The organism is Thermoflavimicrobium daqui, assembly GCF_003313465.1.
GTDB lineage: Bacteria > Bacillota > Bacilli > Thermoactinomycetales > Thermoactinomycetaceae > Thermoflavimicrobium > Thermoflavimicrobium daqui.
Genome location: NZ_KZ845665.1, coordinates 132,546 through 150,254, shown reverse-complemented (window position 1 = coordinate 150,254; position 17,709 = coordinate 132,546). Strand labels below are relative to the sequence as shown.

23 protein-coding genes and 1 pseudogene are annotated in these 17,709 nt (G+C 35.7%); 6 read left to right on the top strand and 18 right to left on the bottom strand.

The annotated features are described in order from the left end of the window. Nucleotides 1–20: 20 nt before the first annotated feature. Nucleotides 21–374: pseudogene (locus DL897_RS06375) on the top strand (manganese catalase family protein); the annotation flags it as partial. Between the two features lie 75 nt (nt 375–449). On the opposite strand, the gene DL897_RS18165 reads toward DL897_RS06375, so the two are convergent. After that, entirely contained in the window at nt 450–611 is a 162-nt protein-coding gene (locus DL897_RS18165; protein ID WP_168188678.1) for a hypothetical protein, read from the bottom strand. 296 nt (nt 612–907) lie between these two features. Between DL897_RS18165 and DL897_RS18160 the strand changes: the two genes are divergently transcribed. Continuing rightward, nucleotides 908–1,063 carry a hypothetical protein gene (locus DL897_RS18160; protein ID WP_168188677.1) on the top strand — a complete coding sequence of 52 codons (156 nt, stop codon included), beginning with the start codon at nt 908–910 and terminating at the stop codon, nt 1,061–1,063. Between the two features lie 251 nt (nt 1,064–1,314). Here DL897_RS18160 and DL897_RS06370 read toward each other — a convergent pair whose 3' ends face one another. Next, nucleotides 1,315–1,737: a hypothetical protein gene (locus DL897_RS06370; RefSeq protein WP_113658310.1), complete on the bottom strand. Its 423-nt coding sequence runs from the start codon at nt 1,735–1,737 to the stop codon at nt 1,315–1,317. A 467-nt stretch (nt 1,738–2,204) separates the two neighbouring features. Here DL897_RS06370 and DL897_RS06365 point away from each other — a divergent pair, with 467 nt between their 5' ends. Next, nucleotides 2,205–3,047 carry a hypothetical protein gene (locus tag DL897_RS06365; RefSeq protein ID WP_113658309.1) on the top strand — a complete coding sequence of 281 codons (843 nt, stop codon included), beginning with the start codon at nt 2,205–2,207 and terminating at the stop codon, nt 3,045–3,047. 437 nt (nt 3,048–3,484) lie between these two features. Here the strand turns inward: DL897_RS06365 and DL897_RS06360 are convergent, their stop codons facing one another. The 9 genes from DL897_RS06360 to DL897_RS06315 all read right to left on the bottom strand — a co-directional run bounded on the left by DL897_RS06360 (nt 3,485) and on the right by DL897_RS06315 (nt 9,357). Continuing rightward, the gene (locus DL897_RS06360) at nt 3,485–3,730 is read right to left on the bottom strand and encodes a hypothetical protein (protein ID WP_113658308.1); all 246 of its coding nucleotides are present in this window, start codon (nt 3,728–3,730) and stop codon (nt 3,485–3,487) included. Next, the gene (locus DL897_RS06355; RefSeq protein ID WP_113658307.1) at nt 3,696–3,899 is read right to left on the bottom strand and encodes a hypothetical protein; all 204 of its coding nucleotides are present in this window, start codon (nt 3,897–3,899) and stop codon (nt 3,696–3,698) included. The genes DL897_RS06360 and DL897_RS06355 overlap by 35 nt, the downstream gene beginning before the upstream one ends. Nucleotides 3,900–3,972: 73 nt before the next feature. Further along, the gene (locus DL897_RS19005; RefSeq protein ID WP_420824122.1) at nt 3,973–4,128 is read right to left on the bottom strand and encodes a hypothetical protein; all 156 of its coding nucleotides are present in this window, start codon (nt 4,126–4,128) and stop codon (nt 3,973–3,975) included. A gap of 675 nt (nt 4,129–4,803) precedes the next feature. Then, nucleotides 4,804–5,076: a hypothetical protein gene (locus DL897_RS06340; protein WP_113658305.1), complete on the bottom strand. Its 273-nt coding sequence runs from the start codon at nt 5,074–5,076 to the stop codon at nt 4,804–4,806. Nucleotides 5,077–5,095: 19 nt separating this feature from the next. Beyond that, entirely contained in the window at nt 5,096–5,896 is an 801-nt protein-coding gene (gene minD / locus DL897_RS06335) for a septum site-determining protein MinD (protein ID WP_113658304.1), read from the bottom strand. Between the two features lie 196 nt (nt 5,897–6,092). After that, nucleotides 6,093–6,563, bottom strand: coding sequence for a hypothetical protein (locus DL897_RS06330; protein ID WP_113658303.1), 471 nt, complete (start codon nt 6,561–6,563; stop codon nt 6,093–6,095). 256 nt (nt 6,564–6,819) lie between these two features. Then, nucleotides 6,820–8,043, bottom strand: a complete 1,224-nt coding sequence (locus tag DL897_RS06325) for an MFS transporter (protein WP_113658302.1) — start codon at nt 8,041–8,043, stop codon at nt 6,820–6,822. Nucleotides 8,044–8,211: 168 nt separating this feature from the next. Beyond that, nucleotides 8,212–8,463: a DUF2129 domain-containing protein gene (locus tag DL897_RS06320; RefSeq protein WP_113658301.1), complete on the bottom strand. Its 252-nt coding sequence runs from the start codon at nt 8,461–8,463 to the stop codon at nt 8,212–8,214. 489 nt (nt 8,464–8,952) lie between these two features. Continuing rightward, nucleotides 8,953–9,357 (bottom strand): YlbF/YmcA family competence regulator, encoded by a 405-nt coding sequence (locus tag DL897_RS06315; RefSeq protein ID WP_240627289.1) that lies wholly within the window; start codon nt 9,355–9,357, stop codon nt 8,953–8,955. Nucleotides 9,358–9,451: 94 nt separating this feature from the next. On the opposite strand from DL897_RS06315, the gene DL897_RS06310 reads away from it, so the two are divergent. After that, a complete protein-coding gene (locus DL897_RS06310) occupies nt 9,452–9,901 on the top strand; it encodes a protease complex subunit PrcB family protein (protein ID WP_113658300.1) in 450 nt (149 codons plus the stop codon). Between the two features lie 200 nt (nt 9,902–10,101). Here DL897_RS06310 and DL897_RS06305 read toward each other — a convergent pair whose 3' ends face one another. Next, on the bottom strand, nt 10,102–10,410 hold the full coding sequence (locus tag DL897_RS06305) for a hypothetical protein (protein WP_113658299.1): 309 nt from the start codon (nt 10,408–10,410) through the stop codon (nt 10,102–10,104). Nucleotides 10,411–10,515: 105 nt separating this feature from the next. Here DL897_RS06305 and DL897_RS06300 point away from each other — a divergent pair, with 105 nt between their 5' ends. Then, the gene (locus DL897_RS06300) at nt 10,516–11,832 is read left to right on the top strand and encodes a hemolysin family protein (protein ID WP_240627288.1); all 1,317 of its coding nucleotides are present in this window, start codon (nt 10,516–10,518) and stop codon (nt 11,830–11,832) included. 68 nt (nt 11,833–11,900) lie between these two features. Here DL897_RS06300 and DL897_RS06295 read toward each other — a convergent pair whose 3' ends face one another. From DL897_RS06295 to DL897_RS06280, 4 genes are all read right to left on the bottom strand, one after another. Further along, a complete protein-coding gene (locus DL897_RS06295; protein WP_113658298.1) occupies nt 11,901–13,004 on the bottom strand; it encodes a S8 family peptidase in 1,104 nt (367 codons plus the stop codon). An 80-nt stretch (nt 13,005–13,084) separates the two neighbouring features. Then, on the bottom strand, nt 13,085–13,270 hold the full coding sequence (locus DL897_RS06290) for a type II toxin-antitoxin system antitoxin (RefSeq protein WP_113658297.1): 186 nt from the start codon (nt 13,268–13,270) through the stop codon (nt 13,085–13,087). After that, the gene (locus DL897_RS06285; protein WP_113658651.1) at nt 13,267–14,112 is read right to left on the bottom strand and encodes an SPFH domain-containing protein; all 846 of its coding nucleotides are present in this window, start codon (nt 14,110–14,112) and stop codon (nt 13,267–13,269) included. The genes DL897_RS06290 and DL897_RS06285 overlap by 4 nt, the downstream gene beginning before the upstream one ends. A 213-nt stretch (nt 14,113–14,325) precedes the next feature. Then, on the bottom strand, nt 14,326–14,634 hold the full coding sequence (locus DL897_RS06280; RefSeq protein WP_113658296.1) for a cupin domain-containing protein: 309 nt from the start codon (nt 14,632–14,634) through the stop codon (nt 14,326–14,328). 116 nt (nt 14,635–14,750) lie between these two features. Between DL897_RS06280 and DL897_RS06275 the strand changes: the two genes are divergently transcribed. Continuing rightward, a complete protein-coding gene (locus DL897_RS06275; RefSeq protein ID WP_113658295.1) occupies nt 14,751–15,617 on the top strand; it encodes a fructosamine kinase family protein in 867 nt (288 codons plus the stop codon). 33 nt (nt 15,618–15,650) lie between these two features. Here DL897_RS06275 and DL897_RS06270 read toward each other — a convergent pair whose 3' ends face one another. Both DL897_RS06270 and DL897_RS06265 read right to left on the bottom strand, forming a co-directional pair. Then, nucleotides 15,651–16,097 carry a CBS domain-containing protein gene (locus DL897_RS06270; protein WP_113658294.1) on the bottom strand — a complete coding sequence of 149 codons (447 nt, stop codon included), beginning with the start codon at nt 16,095–16,097 and terminating at the stop codon, nt 15,651–15,653. 76 nt (nt 16,098–16,173) lie between these two features. Then, nucleotides 16,174–17,382 carry a M20 metallopeptidase family protein gene (locus tag DL897_RS06265; RefSeq protein ID WP_113658293.1) on the bottom strand — a complete coding sequence of 403 codons (1,209 nt, stop codon included), beginning with the start codon at nt 17,380–17,382 and terminating at the stop codon, nt 16,174–16,176. Nucleotides 17,383–17,709: the final 327 nt, after the last annotated feature.

Below are 17,709 nucleotides of genomic sequence, written 5' to 3'. Positions count from 1 at the left end.
GTTCCTATGATATCCATAAAACAATGGTTAATAAACTTACGAAAGATGCATCCGTAGAAGAATTAAAAGCAGCTGGACTGGGTGAACACTATGCCAATCATGAGCGGGCTCTCTTTTATGAAAATGCTTCAGGTGTCCCTTTTACTGCAACATATTTTCAAGCAAAAAATGACCCTATTGCTGACTTGTATGAAGATATTGCTGCTGAAGAAAAAGCACGTGCAACGTATCAATGGCTTATTGATTTGTCAGATGATCCCGATATCAACGACTCTTTGAAATTTTTGAGAGAACGGGAAGTTGTTCATTCACAACGTTTTCGTGAAGCAGTTGAAATACTAAAAGAGTATCAATCCCAGAAAAAATATTTTTAAATAGCAAAGCGCACCGAAATTCGGTGCGCTTTAGTTATTTATATTTAGATACCTTTCGATTTTCTATTTCGTACATTAACTAACTTTTGCCTTTAGTTCACGATGTTTTTTTCTAAGCTGTTTCATCTCTTCATGCAGATCATATTGGTGAAGAAATTCATGGCGTTCCTTGGCGAGCAGATATTCCTGTTCCAAATAGAATAATTGTTTTTCAAGTGCTTTCAACTGTTCCAACATTCACCAAGCACCCCTATTCTTTTTTTTGATCAAAAATAACAACCTGCCACCAATTAGATACCCTATTCGCTCATTTTTAAAACCTTACTTCATAAAAATCAAAAATCTGTCACATGAGAACAAGATTCAACAGCAAATCAGCAAATAACAAAAAAAAACCACGAAAAATGAAGTATGAAAGATGTTAACTATCATTGACCAGTAGTGAAAATTTGATAAAATGGAATCCCAAACAAACTTATATTAGAAATGAAAATATTGGTTTGTGATATTTGGATTGAAAGGAGTTTTTCTCCATGTCACTTAATACCCAATATATGCCATCCTTTCTAGAGGAATTCCGTTCCATGAAATTAGAAATGATTATCCGCGACCTTAGAAAGCTTAGCCCAGATGAGTTAATTCGTGTACAACAAGAAATTGAATTAATACTTGATACGAAAACAAAATAGGATCATCCTTATAGCTAATTACGGAAAAACTCTATTCAAACATATAAATACATTACTTATCTTACGTGATAAACTAATTAACTTATGTTATACAAAAACCCTATTCTCGTTTTCGCATACCTAAATACAAGATAGATTCATTGATTAATCATGTAGAAATTAAGTATTCATAAAAAAATCCCTCTCGCTTTCCTATGTACTAAAAAAAGCGAGAGGGATTTTTTTGTATAAGAAGATCAATCTCTGTGAAATTAGGGTATATTTTGTTTTTGAATAAGCTTTCGCGAAAGTACTGAAGTTCGAAACAGTTTATACATCTTAGCTGCATCAATCGCACTAAGTAATCCGGTTCCGGCAATGATTTTTCCATCCGCACGAAAGCGAATATAGTCATAATGCTTAAATAAATAAAGAACATCTTTAAACTCTTTAGCATCCCCTAAGTACTCTTTAAACAAATAAGTTAGCTGATTAATCTCTATCCAACCCAACTGTTTATTTTTTTTTAGATCAGGATCCAATAAGGGATATACCAGAAGCCCCCATAATATAACTAAAGCAGCACGTGTATCTAAGTCCCAAAGTCGATGAGGTTTAGGATCTGTTTCCGGCGAAAGTGAATTTCCTCGAGATGCCAAAAGCAAGCTAATTTCATTGGCTGATATATGGCTCAAACTTAAAACTCCTTTCGGCAAAATGGTTCTCGTATTAAAGGTTATAGTCAAAACATACAGATTTCATACCTATGATTTAATAAATTGTTATTTAATTTTAAGATCCAAAGATATTACGTTTATTTTACTATCTAAAATACACAATTCGGCAACCTATAGTAATAGTCGAATTTTTTAAACACAGGTGTAGAAATGTTTACTTACTTTCTGTTATATTTATAAGTAACTTATTAAGTCAACATAAAAAGAGAATAAAAATTTTTATTAAATAGGTAAGAAAACGGAATAAACAGGGAATATTGTTATTAAATATAATATTAAGAGAGGTGAAAAGCTGCTACTTATACACAATTAATCTATTAGATAGATTAATATCTTAATAAAATTTTGATGTATATTATGCACAATCAGCAGGTATGTCTATATAATTCTTTGCTTTTTTTTATATATAAGTAGCAGATGCGGAAATGGTTACAATCGATCCAAAAAAGGGTAAGTACACAGAAGAAGAAAATGAACAAATTATCACATCTATTAATAAGGGTTTACAAGAAGGAAGACGAGAACGAGAAATATTAAAAGAGTTATCAGAGCAACTAAATAGAGGATATGCGGGAATCATGTCCCATGTACGAAAACTTAGGTCTGAATATCCCGACCGTTTTGTATCTTTGGATGATTCGGGTAATACAAATCGACTGAATAGCTGGGAACCACATGAAGAAGACCTTGTCATCGAGACAGTAAACTTATACTCAGACAGTGGAAAATCACTCTCTGCTGCAATTGCTGAGTTAGAAAAAAAATTAAATCGAACGCAAGGAGCTATTTATCAACGAATCTATACTCTTCGACGAAAATATCCACAAAGGTTCACTCATTTACCACCACAACGACCTCGTAGACGAAGAAAATTACCTGACTGGCAAATTAATTTACCAGTGATCCATAATCTGGAGGATACACCACAGTCTTACACAACTCCTACTCCAGAAGACCTATCCATTGCAGTACAAAGTCAATTAGCAACGGCATCTAATCATATACAAACATCCTCCTCTTCCTTTCCAAATTGGCCCGTAGTAAATGATGCACCAGCAACGAGTGAAGAAGAAATTGTTTTTCGTGCTTTTGAAGAAAGATATTGTAAACCTGATATAGAAACTAAGCAAAAGCTCGCTCAATTAATGAGGCAATATGGGAGCACACGTGTATCTGTTGCATTGTTAACCCTTGCTGATGATAAAAAATTCTCCAAATTAATTGTTGACTTTCTGATTCACCGTTTACAAGATAACAAATTTATATAACCTAAAGAGTAGAAACTATAACTCATAATAAATATATAGTGCAACTTAGTATTACTTATAAGAGAATATTGTATAAATCGGTGAAAAATCCAAAGCATGATCTATATGAAGGCGCGAAGCATTTTATGTAGGCGTCATATTAAATATAGAGGAAAATAGATTAAGTTATTTTAGTATTTGAATTAAGTAGTTTTCTACAACTCTATCTAAAAAGACACAGCTTATTCAGTCCATAAGGTTAACAAAGGGAAGACCTAAAGGAATTTCGATATTCCTTTAGGTCTTCCCTATTACACAGCTAAAACTATCGATATAAGATTCTATAGAACTGTATTCCAGCGTTTACCACCTGGAGATGAAATTTTTTATTTTCTCCAGTTATACATTCAATTATCGTGATTCACTAAACATAAATCGAAGGTATAAAACAATAAACATCAGTTATTAAATTCAATTTCCTCAATCGCGTGCTTAACAGCCACTCGAACATGTCCATTAGAATGATTCTTATATTGATTCAAAACATCAATCATTTTTAGGTCATGACATGCTCCTAATATAACTATCGCATTTTCTAAATCTTCAGCTTCAAATTCAGGTAAATATTCAATCAACATCGTCCAGTTAACCTTAGTTTTATCAAGTTTATTAAACCATAATGCATTTGTTATGGCTGCAAACATCTCTATTATCTTCTACAATTAACTTTTCTATTAGAAAATTAATGATTTCGATGATATCTGAATCGCGAATTGAACCTCTCTCTAGAAAATCTGCTAAGTTAGATAGTTCATATATTTTTTGATCGCTTTCATTTGAATTCATAAAATCCCTTACATCTTGGAAGTTCATCAACATCATCTCCTAACAATCTAAAAAATAACAGAGGAGATGTTCTCCCCTGTTATTATACTGAAACATATTTTTAATCTATGGGGATGCTCATCGGTAGTTTCGATGACTTCTTTGCCGACATAGAAATCGTAAACTTGCGGAAGAGCTGGACAACTTCTTTGTATTCTTGTTTCTCCGTTTTCTCATCTTTCGCTAGAACTTTGTCTCCGACTTTGATGTCTTCGATCTTTTTCTCGCCTTCAGCCGTTTTAATGAGGGTTCCAGGGGTGAAACAGTTGGTGATCGGGTTGGCGCTACTTTATTTTTGACGCTTTTTTTGCCAATAAAAATCCCCCTTTGGCTGTTTCCATCAACCTTAGAGGGAGCATATTTAGATGAATCTAGTGAATTAGTTTTGATAATGTATAGAGTAATCTTGATATCTGTTCTTTGATTAAATCATCCTTTATTTAAGATTTCCAAAACTTCTCCTTCTCCAATTATTGTAGACGTCTCATTTATTGTAAACTTATATCCCTGAACAACAACATCTTTATAAACTTTTCCATATGGCAATTTTATTGTTACTATATGATCTATTCCTTTTTCAATGATTGTTCCTTCTTCTCTATAGTACAATATAGACCAAATTAAATCATTTCCAGTCTTAAAATGAGAAGTAGCCCCAGAAAATCTGTTACGATTAAAGGCATATTCTAGCTGTTAGTAATAATTCTAGATCCACCATAAAATCCCCCCATCAATTATGTCTTTCCATTTTTATTTTCTGCCGATTCCCGTGGATCAAAGGAGAGTGGGTCGCGTGGAAAAATGACTTCTTTGACACTGCTGAGCTTATACAAAAAGGCCCTTACTTTGAAATTCAATTTACAGAGTAAGGGCCTTACTAATTGGATAGATATTATATAGGTTCTTTCATCTGTTCCTTTAGACGAACAGGGATACTCGCATTGATAATAGTCGTTCGTTCTTTCGACTGCGGGATCACTTCAATATGCCCGACTACATCATAACCAAAATCATCACATAATTGGATGAGTCGTCCACGAAATTCTTTTAATTTTTTTTCATCAATATCCGATCGCTGATAACTTAAAACCAACGCTAAACGGTCATCTGCCTTTGTTGCTGTAGGCTCCTCCTTGTCTTTTCCAAACATATTTAAAAAGGACACATGTTTCACTCCTTATTAGTTAGGCAATGTGAAACAAACGCTTAATCCGAGTAATCAAAGTGGTCTCTTCTAATTCTAAGAATGGAACATCTTCACCAGCTAATCTTCTTGCGATATTCGAAAATGCTTTTCCAGCTAATGACTTATTGTCTAAAATTACAGGCTCACCCGTATTCGATGATCGAATAATTCGTCGATCTTCAGGAACAATGCCAAGTAAGTTAATCGCTAAATGATTTTGGACTCGCTCTACACTCAGCATATCTCCATCTCGAACCATTCCAGGTTGAACACGATTAACTACCAAATCAATATTGGTTAAGCTTGCTGATTCTAGTAAGCCGATAACTCGATCAGAGTCACGCACGGATGGAATTTCTGGATTGACAACTAAGATTGCCCGATCCGCCGCCGCAATCGCATTACGGAATCCACCTTCGATTCCCGCTGGAGAATCGATTAATATATAATGAAATTCTTTTCTTAATTCGTCTACTACATGTTTCACTTGTGCTGGATTTACTTCTTCTTTATATCTTGTCTGTGCTGCAGGTAAAAGTGCTAAATCTGGATATTCTTTGTGGCGAACCAGTGCTTGGCGAAGCTTAGCTACTCCTTCAATCACATCAACCAAATCATACACAATTCGGTTTTCTAATCCTAACATTAAATCTAACTTTCTTAAACCAATATCTGTATCCACAAGACAAACCTTATGACCAAGCTGTGCTAGCCCCAATCCCACAGATGCAACTGTGGTTGACTTTCCCACACCGCCTTTCCCACTTGTCACTACAATGGCGACTGATCTGTGACTCATGCGCATACCCCTTTCCTTTTTGTCTATATGTATGCTCTGATAGAAAGGAATCTTGTACAAAACCCATTCTCTTTGTTTGAAAGCCAATGATTCAATGACATATATCTCAAGGCCATTTGTACCAATATTGTAACAAAAATAAAAGGACAAAAAAAGAAATATTTTTATAAAATGACAATATTACCCAAAATGATTTTTAATAAAATCGCACTTGACAGTTCGGACAAACTGAAGCATCTTCTTTGACTTGATGAGCGCAAAATGGGCATAAATAAAGGATAGCATCAGGTGTTTTTGGGCTTAGATTCGCTAGAGACGGGCTTGAATTTAGTGGCGAATTCGTGGGAATAGGTTGTTGTTTTTGGTCTATGTGATCCACAGAACTCTTCAAACTATCAACTTGGTTCGCTAACTTCGTAGCTTGTCTCTCTACATCCTGAATACTTTTAAGCAGTTCACGAATCTCATCTGTTATTTCTATTTTCTGTTTCTTTTCCCATTCTTTATAAACAAGTTGACCCAAACGGTTATACGAATCTTGAATACTTTCTTTTTTCCCTTTTAATAATCCACTCAAGCGAGCTAATTCTTTTACAAGGGGTGATTGATTACCTACCTGCTCAACACCTTTTTCAAATACTTGCTTTAAGTCTTGAAAAAAGTTCATATGATATTCTCTCCCTCTTCGTTCAATCTCAATGCATCTACTTATATTTTATGGAGTCTTTATCCTTTTCACAAGAAGATCGCGCGTTTTCCCACATTCTTTTTATTTATAATAAATAGATTTATATGCTATTCACTCTTTAAATAAAAACAAAAAATAAAATATCTTCTTCTTACAAGATGTTACACTCTAATTGATAAAAAATGGATTTTCCTCTGAAGTAATTATCTTCAAGGAAAATCCATCCTTTTTGATATCATCCTGCACGTAAAGCAGAAGGTTTATGACGATTAGGAGTACGTACATGGAAGCCTAATTTTAATACAAGAGCAGCAATGAACAAAATCAAGGCAATGATTAAAAAGACCCCACGAATCCCAATCCAACCACTCATTAACCCACCAGTAATAGGACCTAACAAGTTTCCTAAACAAGTCGCACTTGTATTATAACCATAAACCGTACTTAATTTTTCAGGAGGAGAGTATTTTGGGATCAGTGAATTTAACGAAGCAGATAAACCTCCTACAAACAGACCTAATAAGAAACGAACAACTAATAGCTGCCATACATTTCCAACAAAAAAGTGTGGAATGAAAAAGATAGCTGTACCGATCATCGCAAAAAATAAAACTCGCTCAGAACCATAGCGGTCTCCAAGTCTGCCCAAGTAAGGAGATGAAATCATGTTTGAAACTCCAGTGACAGAAGCAACGAGACCTGCAAAAAAGGCAATATAGCCACCTGGTGTGTGTAATTCAGCTACAAAGAGCGACATCAGAGGCTGAGCTCCCATCAATGCAAATTGCATAAGAAAGCCTACTCCAAATAAAACGATTAATTTTTTTTGCTGTAAAATCATAGCAGCATCTGTAAAGAAGTTTCTTTTCTCCTTGACTTTCTTTTGTGGTTGAAACTCTTCTTTAACCAAAAATAGGACTACGAAAGTTGCGATCGCAATCCCAATTCCAGTAATAAAGAAAATATAACGATATCCGATCATCTCAGCCAAAATTCCACCAAAAAATGGACCGATAATGCTTCCACCTACCGCTCCTGATTGAAGTAAACCTAAAGCATATCCTGTTTTTTCTTTTGGAGTACACGTTGACATGAGTGCAATCGATGCGGGAATAAATCCAGAAATCATTCCATTTAATAACCGTAAAAATAATAGCTGGATCGGTGAGGTAGCCAAACCGGTTAGGATAATAACAATGGCCATACCAAATCCTGAGCGTAAGATCATCATTTTTCTACCAAATCGATCTGCTAGACTTCCCCAAATCGGTGCAAATATAAAAGCAGATAAAAAGTTAGCACCAAATATAATCCCTGCCCAAAGCTCTACTTCACTCTGATCTGTCATCCCCATTTCTTGTAAGTATAGTGGCAAGAAAGGCATGATCATCGACATAGAACCTAAAACCAAAAACTGACAAACCATCAGAATATACAAGTTTCGTCGCCAAAATGGCATTCTTCTCATCCCTCCATATTTCTATAGGCATATATTTAGCATTACGAAAATTTATCTCAAAAAGAAATGCCATTTCTATGGCAAAAAAATCTTTTATGAATATCATTTTAAACCAAAAGAAATGCCACCCCCACTAGTCGGGGCAGCCTATATAATTATAGCATGAGTTTATGCTTCGGAACAAACTTTATGACTAAAATCTAAAGTTAAACTCCTTCGTTGTGAAGGTTCTACTCTAGAAACAAAAGGCATTTTTTCTATACGTGAAATCAGTTGCTCTGCAGTTTGCCCATCGATATACAAGTATACGTACTGAAGCCGCTTAGAAATATAGTGGACATTGCCCAAGCGCTCCAACGATTGTACAGCTCTTAAATCTTTTATCCATACTGCTAATCCTAATCTTTTCGCAAATCTCATGATCTTAACCGGCTACTGAAAGCACTATTTGCTCTCTTCCTCATTCATCATACTTTATTTGGTCTAGTACTCCAGAGGCGTCACTTCCGACAATCATGCCGTAGTACATCTAAAATCGATGTTATGTAGCCATTCCTTTCATTATATATTTGTCCAACTTGACCAAATAAAGTTGGACAATGTTTTTCATGAAGCATGCGTCAAGATGGGATGGAGAAAAGCTAAATTTTCATTTTAAAAGTGAATCTAAAAATAAGAATCGGATACATTTCGAGGTAATTTTATGGTACCATGCAAAAGAGAGAAGATCAACTTTATACCCGTAACCAGTAGGACAACGAAGCAAAGATATAATACAATAAGAGTAGATCATTTATCAAGACATTTCATACTTTTATAAATAGGTCCATAACTCCCTCTAAAAAATGAAACCCCTCCATTAATAAAAAGCGTACTAACAGAGAGGTTAAAGCCATTCTACAGTGACTATTAACGACAAATTCTTTTACCTAACAACTTTGGATCATTTGTAGGAATTTTGATCGTATCAGAGATGCAATGAGCAATTGTAGCAGAAACATCGTACAATAATTGATCTAGTTTTTCTTCTGCTTCTAAATAGGCAGCAATTTTCGGATGATGGTTCAGCTTTTTTTGAAAGCTTTCCGCTTTCTCTTTTGCCTCATGATAGTTGGGATGGAAAATTCCAAAGCGTTGTGCTTCTTCAAATAAAGCTTTAACATCTTGAAACTCTCGAATCAATTTCTGTGCTTCCTGATCTTCTTGTAATTGCTTTTTGTAATAAAGATAGTTGTTTACTTCCTCTGATTCATTTATACAATCTGCCAATTGATAAGCAGCTATTAATATCTCACTCATATCTAATGATTCCACACTTCATCCTCCTTCTCATATATTTTATCATAATCATACCTTTTCTTTGCACAGCTTATCCTACATTTCCGATTAATGGATAGGAGGCCTATTTGTGAGAAAATTTTTTATATCTTTTTTATCTCTTAGCCTTTTACTTTTTGGTTGCTCTTTGAACCCCTCAGATCAGGATTCAATCACTCAAAAAGAGGAAGGAAAAAAAGAAAAGATGGAGACCAAACAGTTGGTTGTTCAGCAAGTAAAAAAAGAAAATGCACCACCTGAAATACAAAAGCAAGTAGAACAAATGATGAAACAAGGTGGTACGCATTCACTATCTTCCAACAATCAAATCTATGTCATTATTGCACTCGGAAAGCGTAAATCAGGAGGATATCGCATTCAAATCTCTAAAGCGGAAAAAAAAGGCGATGAGGCAACGATCTATGCTGAGGAAATTCCACCTAGCCCCACTGACTTTGTCACCCAAGCTATCACTTATCCTATTGAAATTTTTACCATTCCAAAAGAAAATATCAAAAAAATAAATATTCGAATTAAGTAAAAAAACTATTCCCTTTCTAGTAAAAAAGAAGTACAATAAGAGCAAGTGAGTCCATAACCTAAAGCTTGTCCGACACGGACAAGCTTTTTTATATCCAAAAATCCCCTCCTGAGCCTTAAACACAGGAGGGAATGTTAAGGAAGGGAGAAAGCAAAAAGGCTTTCGAATAGTATGTATGCAATATCTCCTAAAAATATCCCCTATTTTCTTTCTTTCTGTTCAGCCCCATATACTTTAATCCATGGAGATTGTGGTGACTCAGGTGAATCCCAAATACGCTCGAACTCTTCTTTGCTTTGATAATTTTGCCAAGACGGGGGCATTCTATAAAAAGGTGAATAATATGAGGGCATAGTCTGAAAGAATGGAAAGTACCCATTCATCCCTCTAAAAAAAGGCTCATAAAAAGGCATGTGATGAATTCCTTGCAGAAAATAATAAGGATAAGTTGGATTTAAACCAGTTGCCATATGAGGATAACTTGTTCCTAATAAATAAAATGGGTACATGATAACGTACCTCCCTGTGGTGTTCATGATTTGAGTTATATATATGAAAGCGATGAAAAAGTATGCTGAACATCTCAAGGATTAGAATATTAGGAGGTTTTTTTATTGCAGTTTGACTGGTATGAAATATTTATTGACTTACTGCTGGTGATATTTCTTGTTTTTTTAAATGGTTTTTTTGTTGCTTCTGAGTTTGCTATTGTTAAAGTTCGTTCAACAAGGATCGCACAACTAACTCAACAAGGGAATGTTCAAGCAAAGCTAGCTCAAAAATTAATCGCTAATTTAGATGCTTACCTTTCAGCCACACAGCTTGGGATTACACTCGCCTCTCTCGGTTTAGGTTATGTGGGAGAACCTGCTTTAGCAAAGTTTTTAAAACCCATTCTTTCTTATTTTCACTTACCTACTACATTCATACATGTCGTTTCATTTGGCATTTCTTTTGCAGTCATTACTTTTTTACATATTGTTTTAGGAGAGATGGCTCCAAAATCGCTCGCCATCCGTCAAGCTGAATCAACAACATTATGGATTGCTCGTCCGTTGCATATATTTTTCATCATTTTTCGCCCAGCCATTTGGCTACTTAATCATTCCGCTAACTTTATTTTAAAGATATTTGGCTTTCAATTGGAACGTGATCAACAACAAGCGCATACAGAGGAAGAGATTCGTATGCTTGTAGAACAAAGTCACGAAAGTGGAATGATTGATCAAACGGAGCTTTCTTTGTTTGATAACATTTTTGATTTTACTGACCGCGTTGGGAGAGAAGTAATGGTCCCACGGATTAATATGATTTGTTTATATACCGAAGATAGCTTTTCGGAAAATCTAAAAACCATTAGCGAATCCCATTACACCCGCTTTCCCCTCTGTGGAGAAGATAAAGATGATATTCTAGGAATTGTACATATTCGAGATATCTATGAAAGGCTAGCGACTGGAGATATTCCTATACTCCAAGAATTAGTACGCCCCGCTGTTCTAGTACCAGAAACAATGGAAATCAAAGATATTCTACGAACTTTACAAAAACATCGAACGGAGATGGCTATCGTCGTCGATGAATATGGTGGAACTTCAGGGCTGGTAACTATGGAAGATATCATCGAAGAAATCGTAGGGGAAATTCAAGACGAATTCGATGATGAACGACCATTCTTTCAACAAAAAGGCAATGAAACATCGATTGACGCTCGATTATTAATCGAAGAAGTCAACGACTTTTTCCAGCTTGACATTGAAGATGAGGATAATGATACCATTGGAGGATGGATCTTTTCACAATTACAAGAGGTACCCAAAGTAGGAGCAGAAGTCACATACAAAAATTACTTATTTACTGTTCAAGAAATGGATCATCGTAGTATTACAAGGTTACTGGTAAAGATCATAAGTCCAACTGAACAAAAATAGCCCTAGCTCTTCGATTATATAAGAAAAGCTAGGGCTTTTAATTGTATCCTTCCTTCATATCCACCATCCTAACTCACCTGAATTAATCCATATCCTGTCAATGAATCCTTGCCTTTTGGTGGTAGATCAATGGCTTTTCTAAAAACGATTCTTTTTAGATCCGCTACAGATTTACGTGGATAAAGAGCACGATAAATCGCCATAACTCCAGATACATGAGCAGTTGCCATGGATGTTCCATTTAATACTGCATAGCGCTTCTGATGATAGGTACTTAAAATATCGACACCAGGGGCAGCAATATCGACCATCTTCCCTGTCGCTGAAAAAGATGCTCGTTCATTTGACTTATTTACAGCTGCCACAGAAATAACCTCGGATAGACGAGCAGGTATTTCAACTGTATCTCCTTGCCCAGAAGTAGAACCATGATTTCCTGCTGCAGCTACAATGATAATTCCACGGCTTACAGCTTCTTTTACTATCTTTTGAAGCACAGGAGGAATATTCTTCCCACCACTAATACTGATATTCAATATATGCATATGATTGGCAATTCCCCACTCGATTCCTTTAATTAAATTACTGAGTGACCCCATTCCTGATGAATCAAGTACTTTAATCGCATAGAGTGAAACTTTTGGAGCAATTCCTACGACTCCAACTCTATTTTTTAAAGCTCCAATTGTCCCTGCAATATGAGTTCCATGCCCATTATCATCTTGTGGTGACTTGGATGGATGGATAATATTAATTCCACCTTTAACATTCTTAGCCAAGTTTGGATGATTCAAATCAATCCCTGTATCAATAACACCAACTCGAATTCCTTGACCACTATTTAAATAATGTTTTCCCCAGACCCTCTGTATATTCCAAGGAATGACTTGTTTTGATAAATGCATTTGATTCGCTTTCATCATAATCGAAGGGGAGAAAATTTTCTTTACATGATAGAAAGGAAGTGAAAATGTCTGATCACGTGAAATATACATCAAATCAGGATCTTTTTTTAATACAGAAAGATATTTTTGATCTGGTATCATCGCCGTCAATGTCGGTGTAAACCGACTAATATAAAAAACTTTTCCACCAATGGCTTTCACTTTTTCTGGTTTCGGTGAATAACGATAGAGTAATGTATACATCCCAGTTCTACTTTTTAGTGACATAATGAAATCACCTCTTTGTTCTAGTATATGAACAAGGAGGTGAAAAAGTTTAGACTCTATGAATCCGCAAATAATTGATTTTATGTTTCATCATTATCTAACATAGACTGCTTTTTCTTACTTCGTCCTACCTTACGAACCGCTTCCTTTAATAGAAATTCAATCTGTCCATTTACACTACGAAATTCATCTGCTGCCCACTTTTCAAGGATTTCATAAAGTTCCGGATCAAGACGAAGAAGGAAGCGTTTCTTTCCACGGCTCATGAATAAAGCGAACCCGTATTTACAACAGGTGTAGTACCCGACTCGGATACAAGAGTAACGAGAAGATTATTAGCCATCGATGCTTTACGTTCTTCATCCAAATCTACCACACCTTGTTGCTCTAAATTTTGAATTACCATAGTGACCATGCCCATCGCCCCTTCAACAATTTGTTGACGAGCTGCAATGACTGCTTGGGCTTGCTGACGACGAAGCATCGCTTGAGCAATTTCCGGAGCATAAGCTAAATGACTAATTCTTGCCTCAATCACTTCGACTCCAGCAATCGTTAAGCGTTCTTGCAACTCAACCATTAAAGCATGAGCTACTTCATCCGGATTTCCCTGTAATGACTCTATGTCGGTCGTATGTGTATCGTAAGGATAACGAGTAGCGATTGATCGAATCGCTGTTTCACTTTGAATATCAACAAATCTTCCCACATTTTCAATATCTAATACCGCTTTGGCCGAATCTATCACACGCCAAACTACCACTGCTCCGATTTCGATCGGATTCCCATCCTTATCATTTACTTTGATCTTATCACTATTAAAGTTGCGGACACGAAGTGAAATTTTTTTCGAAGAGTTAAATGGATTTGTCCAGTAAAAGCCATCTTCCCGGACACTACCTACATATTTTCCAAAGAAAGTAAGTACATAACCTTGGTTCGGTTGAACTATCAAAAAGCCATTTGCAATTAATATAAATAGAATCGCACAAGGCACGATTAATGCATAATTATCTTGAGTAAAAAAGTAGATTCCTCCACCTAATAGAACTAATTCAACAAGGAAGAATAAAAAACCATTCATTTTCCATGCTTTTGTCTCTTGTATCTGACCCATTGTTGTAACTCCCTTCATCGAATCAAATCAATATTTAATTGCTATCTACATGATATCATATGAATATAATTCTATCAAGTTTCAGAATAATAGGAATAATAAGGGCGCCTTTGTATATTTGTTAAATAATTCACAAGCAATTTCATACCGGGCAAGAAATTTATGAATCAATAAAGCCCGGTTTAAAATCAAATGCTATATGATCTACATGCTTTTCATGGAGCTAATCAAGAGCGTACAGCCTGTAGAAGTGGTGACAGGAGAATTTGTTCCTAGAGGCAAATAATAATAATCACCACGATTTAGTTTCTCTTTACCAACGGTAATCTCACCATCGATAACAAAGATCTCTTTGCCACCTATGTCATGATGTACTGGAAACTGCCCTTGAGCATCCATCTGTAGTAAAATACTATAATCATCAGCACATTTTCTTAGATAGCTTATTTTTACTCCATGTCCCATTGGGATATGGTCTCTCTCGCTATGACGAATTACATAGGGTTTATTCATTAAAAAGGCCCCCTACTTTTTTGCCAACATTGTACTTTACTAAGCAATTTGTTTCAAGTAGTTTTATGTTTAAGTAAAAGGATAATTTAAGAAAATCAGTCATGAGGTGGATATTTATGCAACGATATATTACAAATGCGCTATATCAAATGGGTGATTCATCGGACATCATCCTTATTCGTTCTCTTTCCGGCGGATGTATTAATCAGGCATTTTATGTAGAAACAAAACAAACTCAGTATTTTATAAAATTGAATGAGAAAGTGACCCATGACTTTTTTCGAAAAGAAGCGATGGGTTTAACGTTACTAGGTCAAACTGAAGAGATTGGTGTACCTAAAGTATATGGAGAATTTTATTTTGAGGAACAAAATATAGCCTTGCTAGCACTTGAATGGATTGAGGGAACAAAACATAAAAAAACTGAAGAGTGGCTTGGACAAAAATTAGCTCGGCTTCATCATGTCTATGGCTCGGCTTTTGGTTTAGCAGAGGATAATTATATCGGTTTTTTTCCACAAAAAAATGGGTGGAGTGAAGATTGGTTATCCTTTTTTCGTGATAAGCGTTTAAAAGTTCAAGTTAATATTGGACAAAAAAGCGGCATACTCAATGGTCAACGTCAAAGAAAATTAGAACAGTTGATGGAGCGATTATCAGACTGGATTCCCAGTCATGTTAAACCATCGCTCATTCATGGAGATCTGTGGAGTGCGAACTGGTTATATGGACCACAAGGGGAGCCTTATCTCATTGATCCTGCTACTTATTATGCGCACTCTGAAATAGAGTTAGCATATACAGAACTTTTCAAAGGTTTTTCAGAATCATTTTATAAAGCTTATCACGAAGTCCAACCTATTTCTAAGACTTATACTGAAAGAAAACCGATTTATCAACTTTATCATCTATTGGTACATTTAAATACATTTGGAGAAGAATACTTTAAACCCATCGATCAAGTATTAAATCGGTATGTATAGCTGTTAGCCTTGTAAGCTAACAGCTATATGAGTCTAGTGTTGTAAATCACTGGATACATGTGGATTATGTGTTTCTGAAATCTCTTGCATAGCTGTACTCGCTGCATCTGCATATGGCTCACGTACTGCCATATCTCCAATGGAGACAACCCCAATCAACTGGTTGTTTTCTACTACAGGTAAACGGCGTACTTGAGCCTCAGACATTACTCTGGCTGCTTCATCAATTGACATTTCAGGGTGTCCATGGACTAAACGGCTAGACATAATATCCTTTACAGTACTAGAGTTAGGCTTTTTTTCAGCTACTCCTCGAAGAACAATATCGCGATCTGTAATAACTCCATACAATTGATTATTCTCAACTACAGGTAACATTCCCACATTATGATCTCTCATCAGACAAGCTACTTCATAAATATTATCATTTGGTCCGACAGACACTACATTTTTTGACATAATATGTCTAACCTTGTCCATATATAAACTCCTCCTTTTCGCTCATAGTTTTTCCAAGCACTCTAAAGACATACATCCAAAAAAAGGTGTTACATTCCTAAAGGTTACCTAACTTATTTCGCTCGTCTCTTCTAGATCCAGCATACTGATCTATATAATCCCATACCAAATTAACAAATAATTCTGCTCCTATTTTCATAGCTCGCTCATCTATGTCAAATAACGGATGATGATGTGGATATGTTATTTGCTTTTCTGCATTACCAGCGCCTACAAAATAAAAAGCTCCTGGACGCTCTTGTAAATAGTATGCAAAGTCTTCTCCAGGCATAAGAGGTGAGATTGTTTGTACCTGTTGTTCGTTGACGATCATTTTGGCGACCTTCATCACCCGCTTGGCTTCATCTCCATGATTGATAACAGATGGATAGCCATAGACGTATTCAAATTGATAATCTGCTCCATACATCTGACATGTATTCTTAACAACTTCTTCTATACGTTCCACCAACATCTTACGAATTTCCGGCTTAAAAGTACGTACTGTTCCAGTTAAAGTACAAGTGTCTGCGATCACATTAAACGTACTGCCTCCTTTGATCATACCAACAGTAATCACACCTGCTTGCAATGGATCGATCTGCCTACTCACAATGGTTTGTAAATTAACAACTAGATGAGATGCAATTACAACTGTATCAATTGCCGTATGAGGAATACCCCCATGACCACCACGTCCCCTAATAGTGATATTAAATTCATCTGAGGCTGACATTATTTCATCTGGACGAGTCCCAATCATTCCAAGGGGAAACGGTGTCCACAAATGCATACCATATATAACATCAACTGATTCCAATACTCCTTCACGAATCATTTGAATCGCACCACCAGGTGGCTTCTCTTCAGCAGGTTGAAAAATAAATAAAACTTGACCTTTTAGTCGATCAACCTCTTCAGCTAAAATAGTCGCAGCTCCCATCAGTGTAGCCATATGTCCATCATGTCCACAAGCATGCATAATCCCCGGTACCTGTGATCGATATTCACATTTCTTTTCATCTTGAATCGGCAATGCATCTATATCTGCCCGAAGTGCAACCACAGGTCCAGCTTCTTTTCCCCGTAAGAGTCCTGTTACACCATATCCTCCAATTCCTGTGTGTACTTCTAAATTGAGTTCCTTTAAAAAGGTAGCAATATATGTAGAAGTGTTTTTTTCTTGATAAGAAAGTTCAGGATATTGATGAAAATATCTTCGCCACTGTACCATTTTTGGAAATAGCTGTTCAATCTTTTTTCTCATAATTCCCCATCCCCTTCACTGTTCCTATATTCCCTATTTTAATACTATTATTATTTCTTAGCCTTAACTAATTTGAGTAAATTGTACAATTCAATTAAAAACCTACATCATTTCTAGCCGAAAGCAGCGCATTACATCCGAGTCAGGTAAATTTTTGACTGCAAAATTATAAGGAGATTAAGTTCAAATGTATGAACTTCGCTATATTTTGTGGTACTTTATCAGAAGGATCACAAACTCTTTGTAACAGATTTATTCATGTTATTGCGTTATTTGTCCGTTCATACTATCATTTAATAAGGATTCTATACGGTGTGCTAAAAAAAA

Coding starts and splice junctions, on each gene's coding strand:
- DL897_RS18165 (WP_168188678.1), bottom strand. CDS start 611: ATGTTGGAACAGTTGAAAGCACTTGAAAAACAATTATTCTATTTGGAA.
- DL897_RS18160 (WP_168188677.1), top strand. CDS start 908: ATGTCACTTAATACCCAATATATGCCATCCTTTCTAGAGGAATTCCGT.
- DL897_RS06365 (WP_113658309.1), top strand. CDS start 2,205: ATGGTTACAATCGATCCAAAAAAGGGTAAGTACACAGAAGAAGAAAAT.
- DL897_RS06360 (WP_113658308.1), bottom strand. CDS start 3,730: ATGTTTGCAGCCATAACAAATGCATTATGGTTTAATAAACTTGATAAA.
- DL897_RS06355 (WP_113658307.1), bottom strand. CDS start 3,899: ATGAACTTCCAAGATGTAAGGGATTTTATGAATTCAAATGAAAGCGAT.
- minD (WP_113658304.1), bottom strand. CDS start 5,896: ATGAGTCACAGATCAGTCGCCATTGTAGTGACAAGTGGGAAAGGCGGT.
- DL897_RS06330 (WP_113658303.1), bottom strand. CDS start 6,563: ATGAACTTTTTTCAAGACTTAAAGCAAGTATTTGAAAAAGGTGTTGAG.
- DL897_RS06325 (WP_113658302.1), bottom strand. CDS start 8,043: ATGCCATTTTGGCGACGAAACTTGTATATTCTGATGGTTTGTCAGTTT.
- DL897_RS06320 (WP_113658301.1), bottom strand. CDS start 8,463: ATGAGATTTGCGAAAAGATTAGGATTAGCAGTATGGATAAAAGATTTA.
- DL897_RS06305 (WP_113658299.1), bottom strand. CDS start 10,410: ATGTACCCATTTTATTTATTAGGAACAAGTTATCCTCATATGGCAACT.
- DL897_RS06295 (WP_113658298.1), bottom strand. CDS start 13,004: ATGTCACTAAAAAGTAGAACTGGGATGTATACATTACTCTATCGTTAT.
- DL897_RS06290 (WP_113658297.1), bottom strand. CDS start 13,270: ATGAGCCGTGGAAAGAAACGCTTCCTTCTTCGTCTTGATCCGGAACTT.
- DL897_RS06280 (WP_113658296.1), bottom strand. CDS start 14,634: ATGAATAAACCCTATGTAATTCGTCATAGCGAGAGAGACCATATCCCA.
- DL897_RS06275 (WP_113658295.1), top strand. CDS start 14,751: ATGCAACGATATATTACAAATGCGCTATATCAAATGGGTGATTCATCG.
- DL897_RS06270 (WP_113658294.1), bottom strand. CDS start 16,097: ATGGACAAGGTTAGACATATTATGTCAAAAAATGTAGTGTCTGTCGGA.
- DL897_RS06265 (WP_113658293.1), bottom strand. CDS start 17,382: ATGAGAAAAAAGATTGAACAGCTATTTCCAAAAATGGTACAGTGGCGA.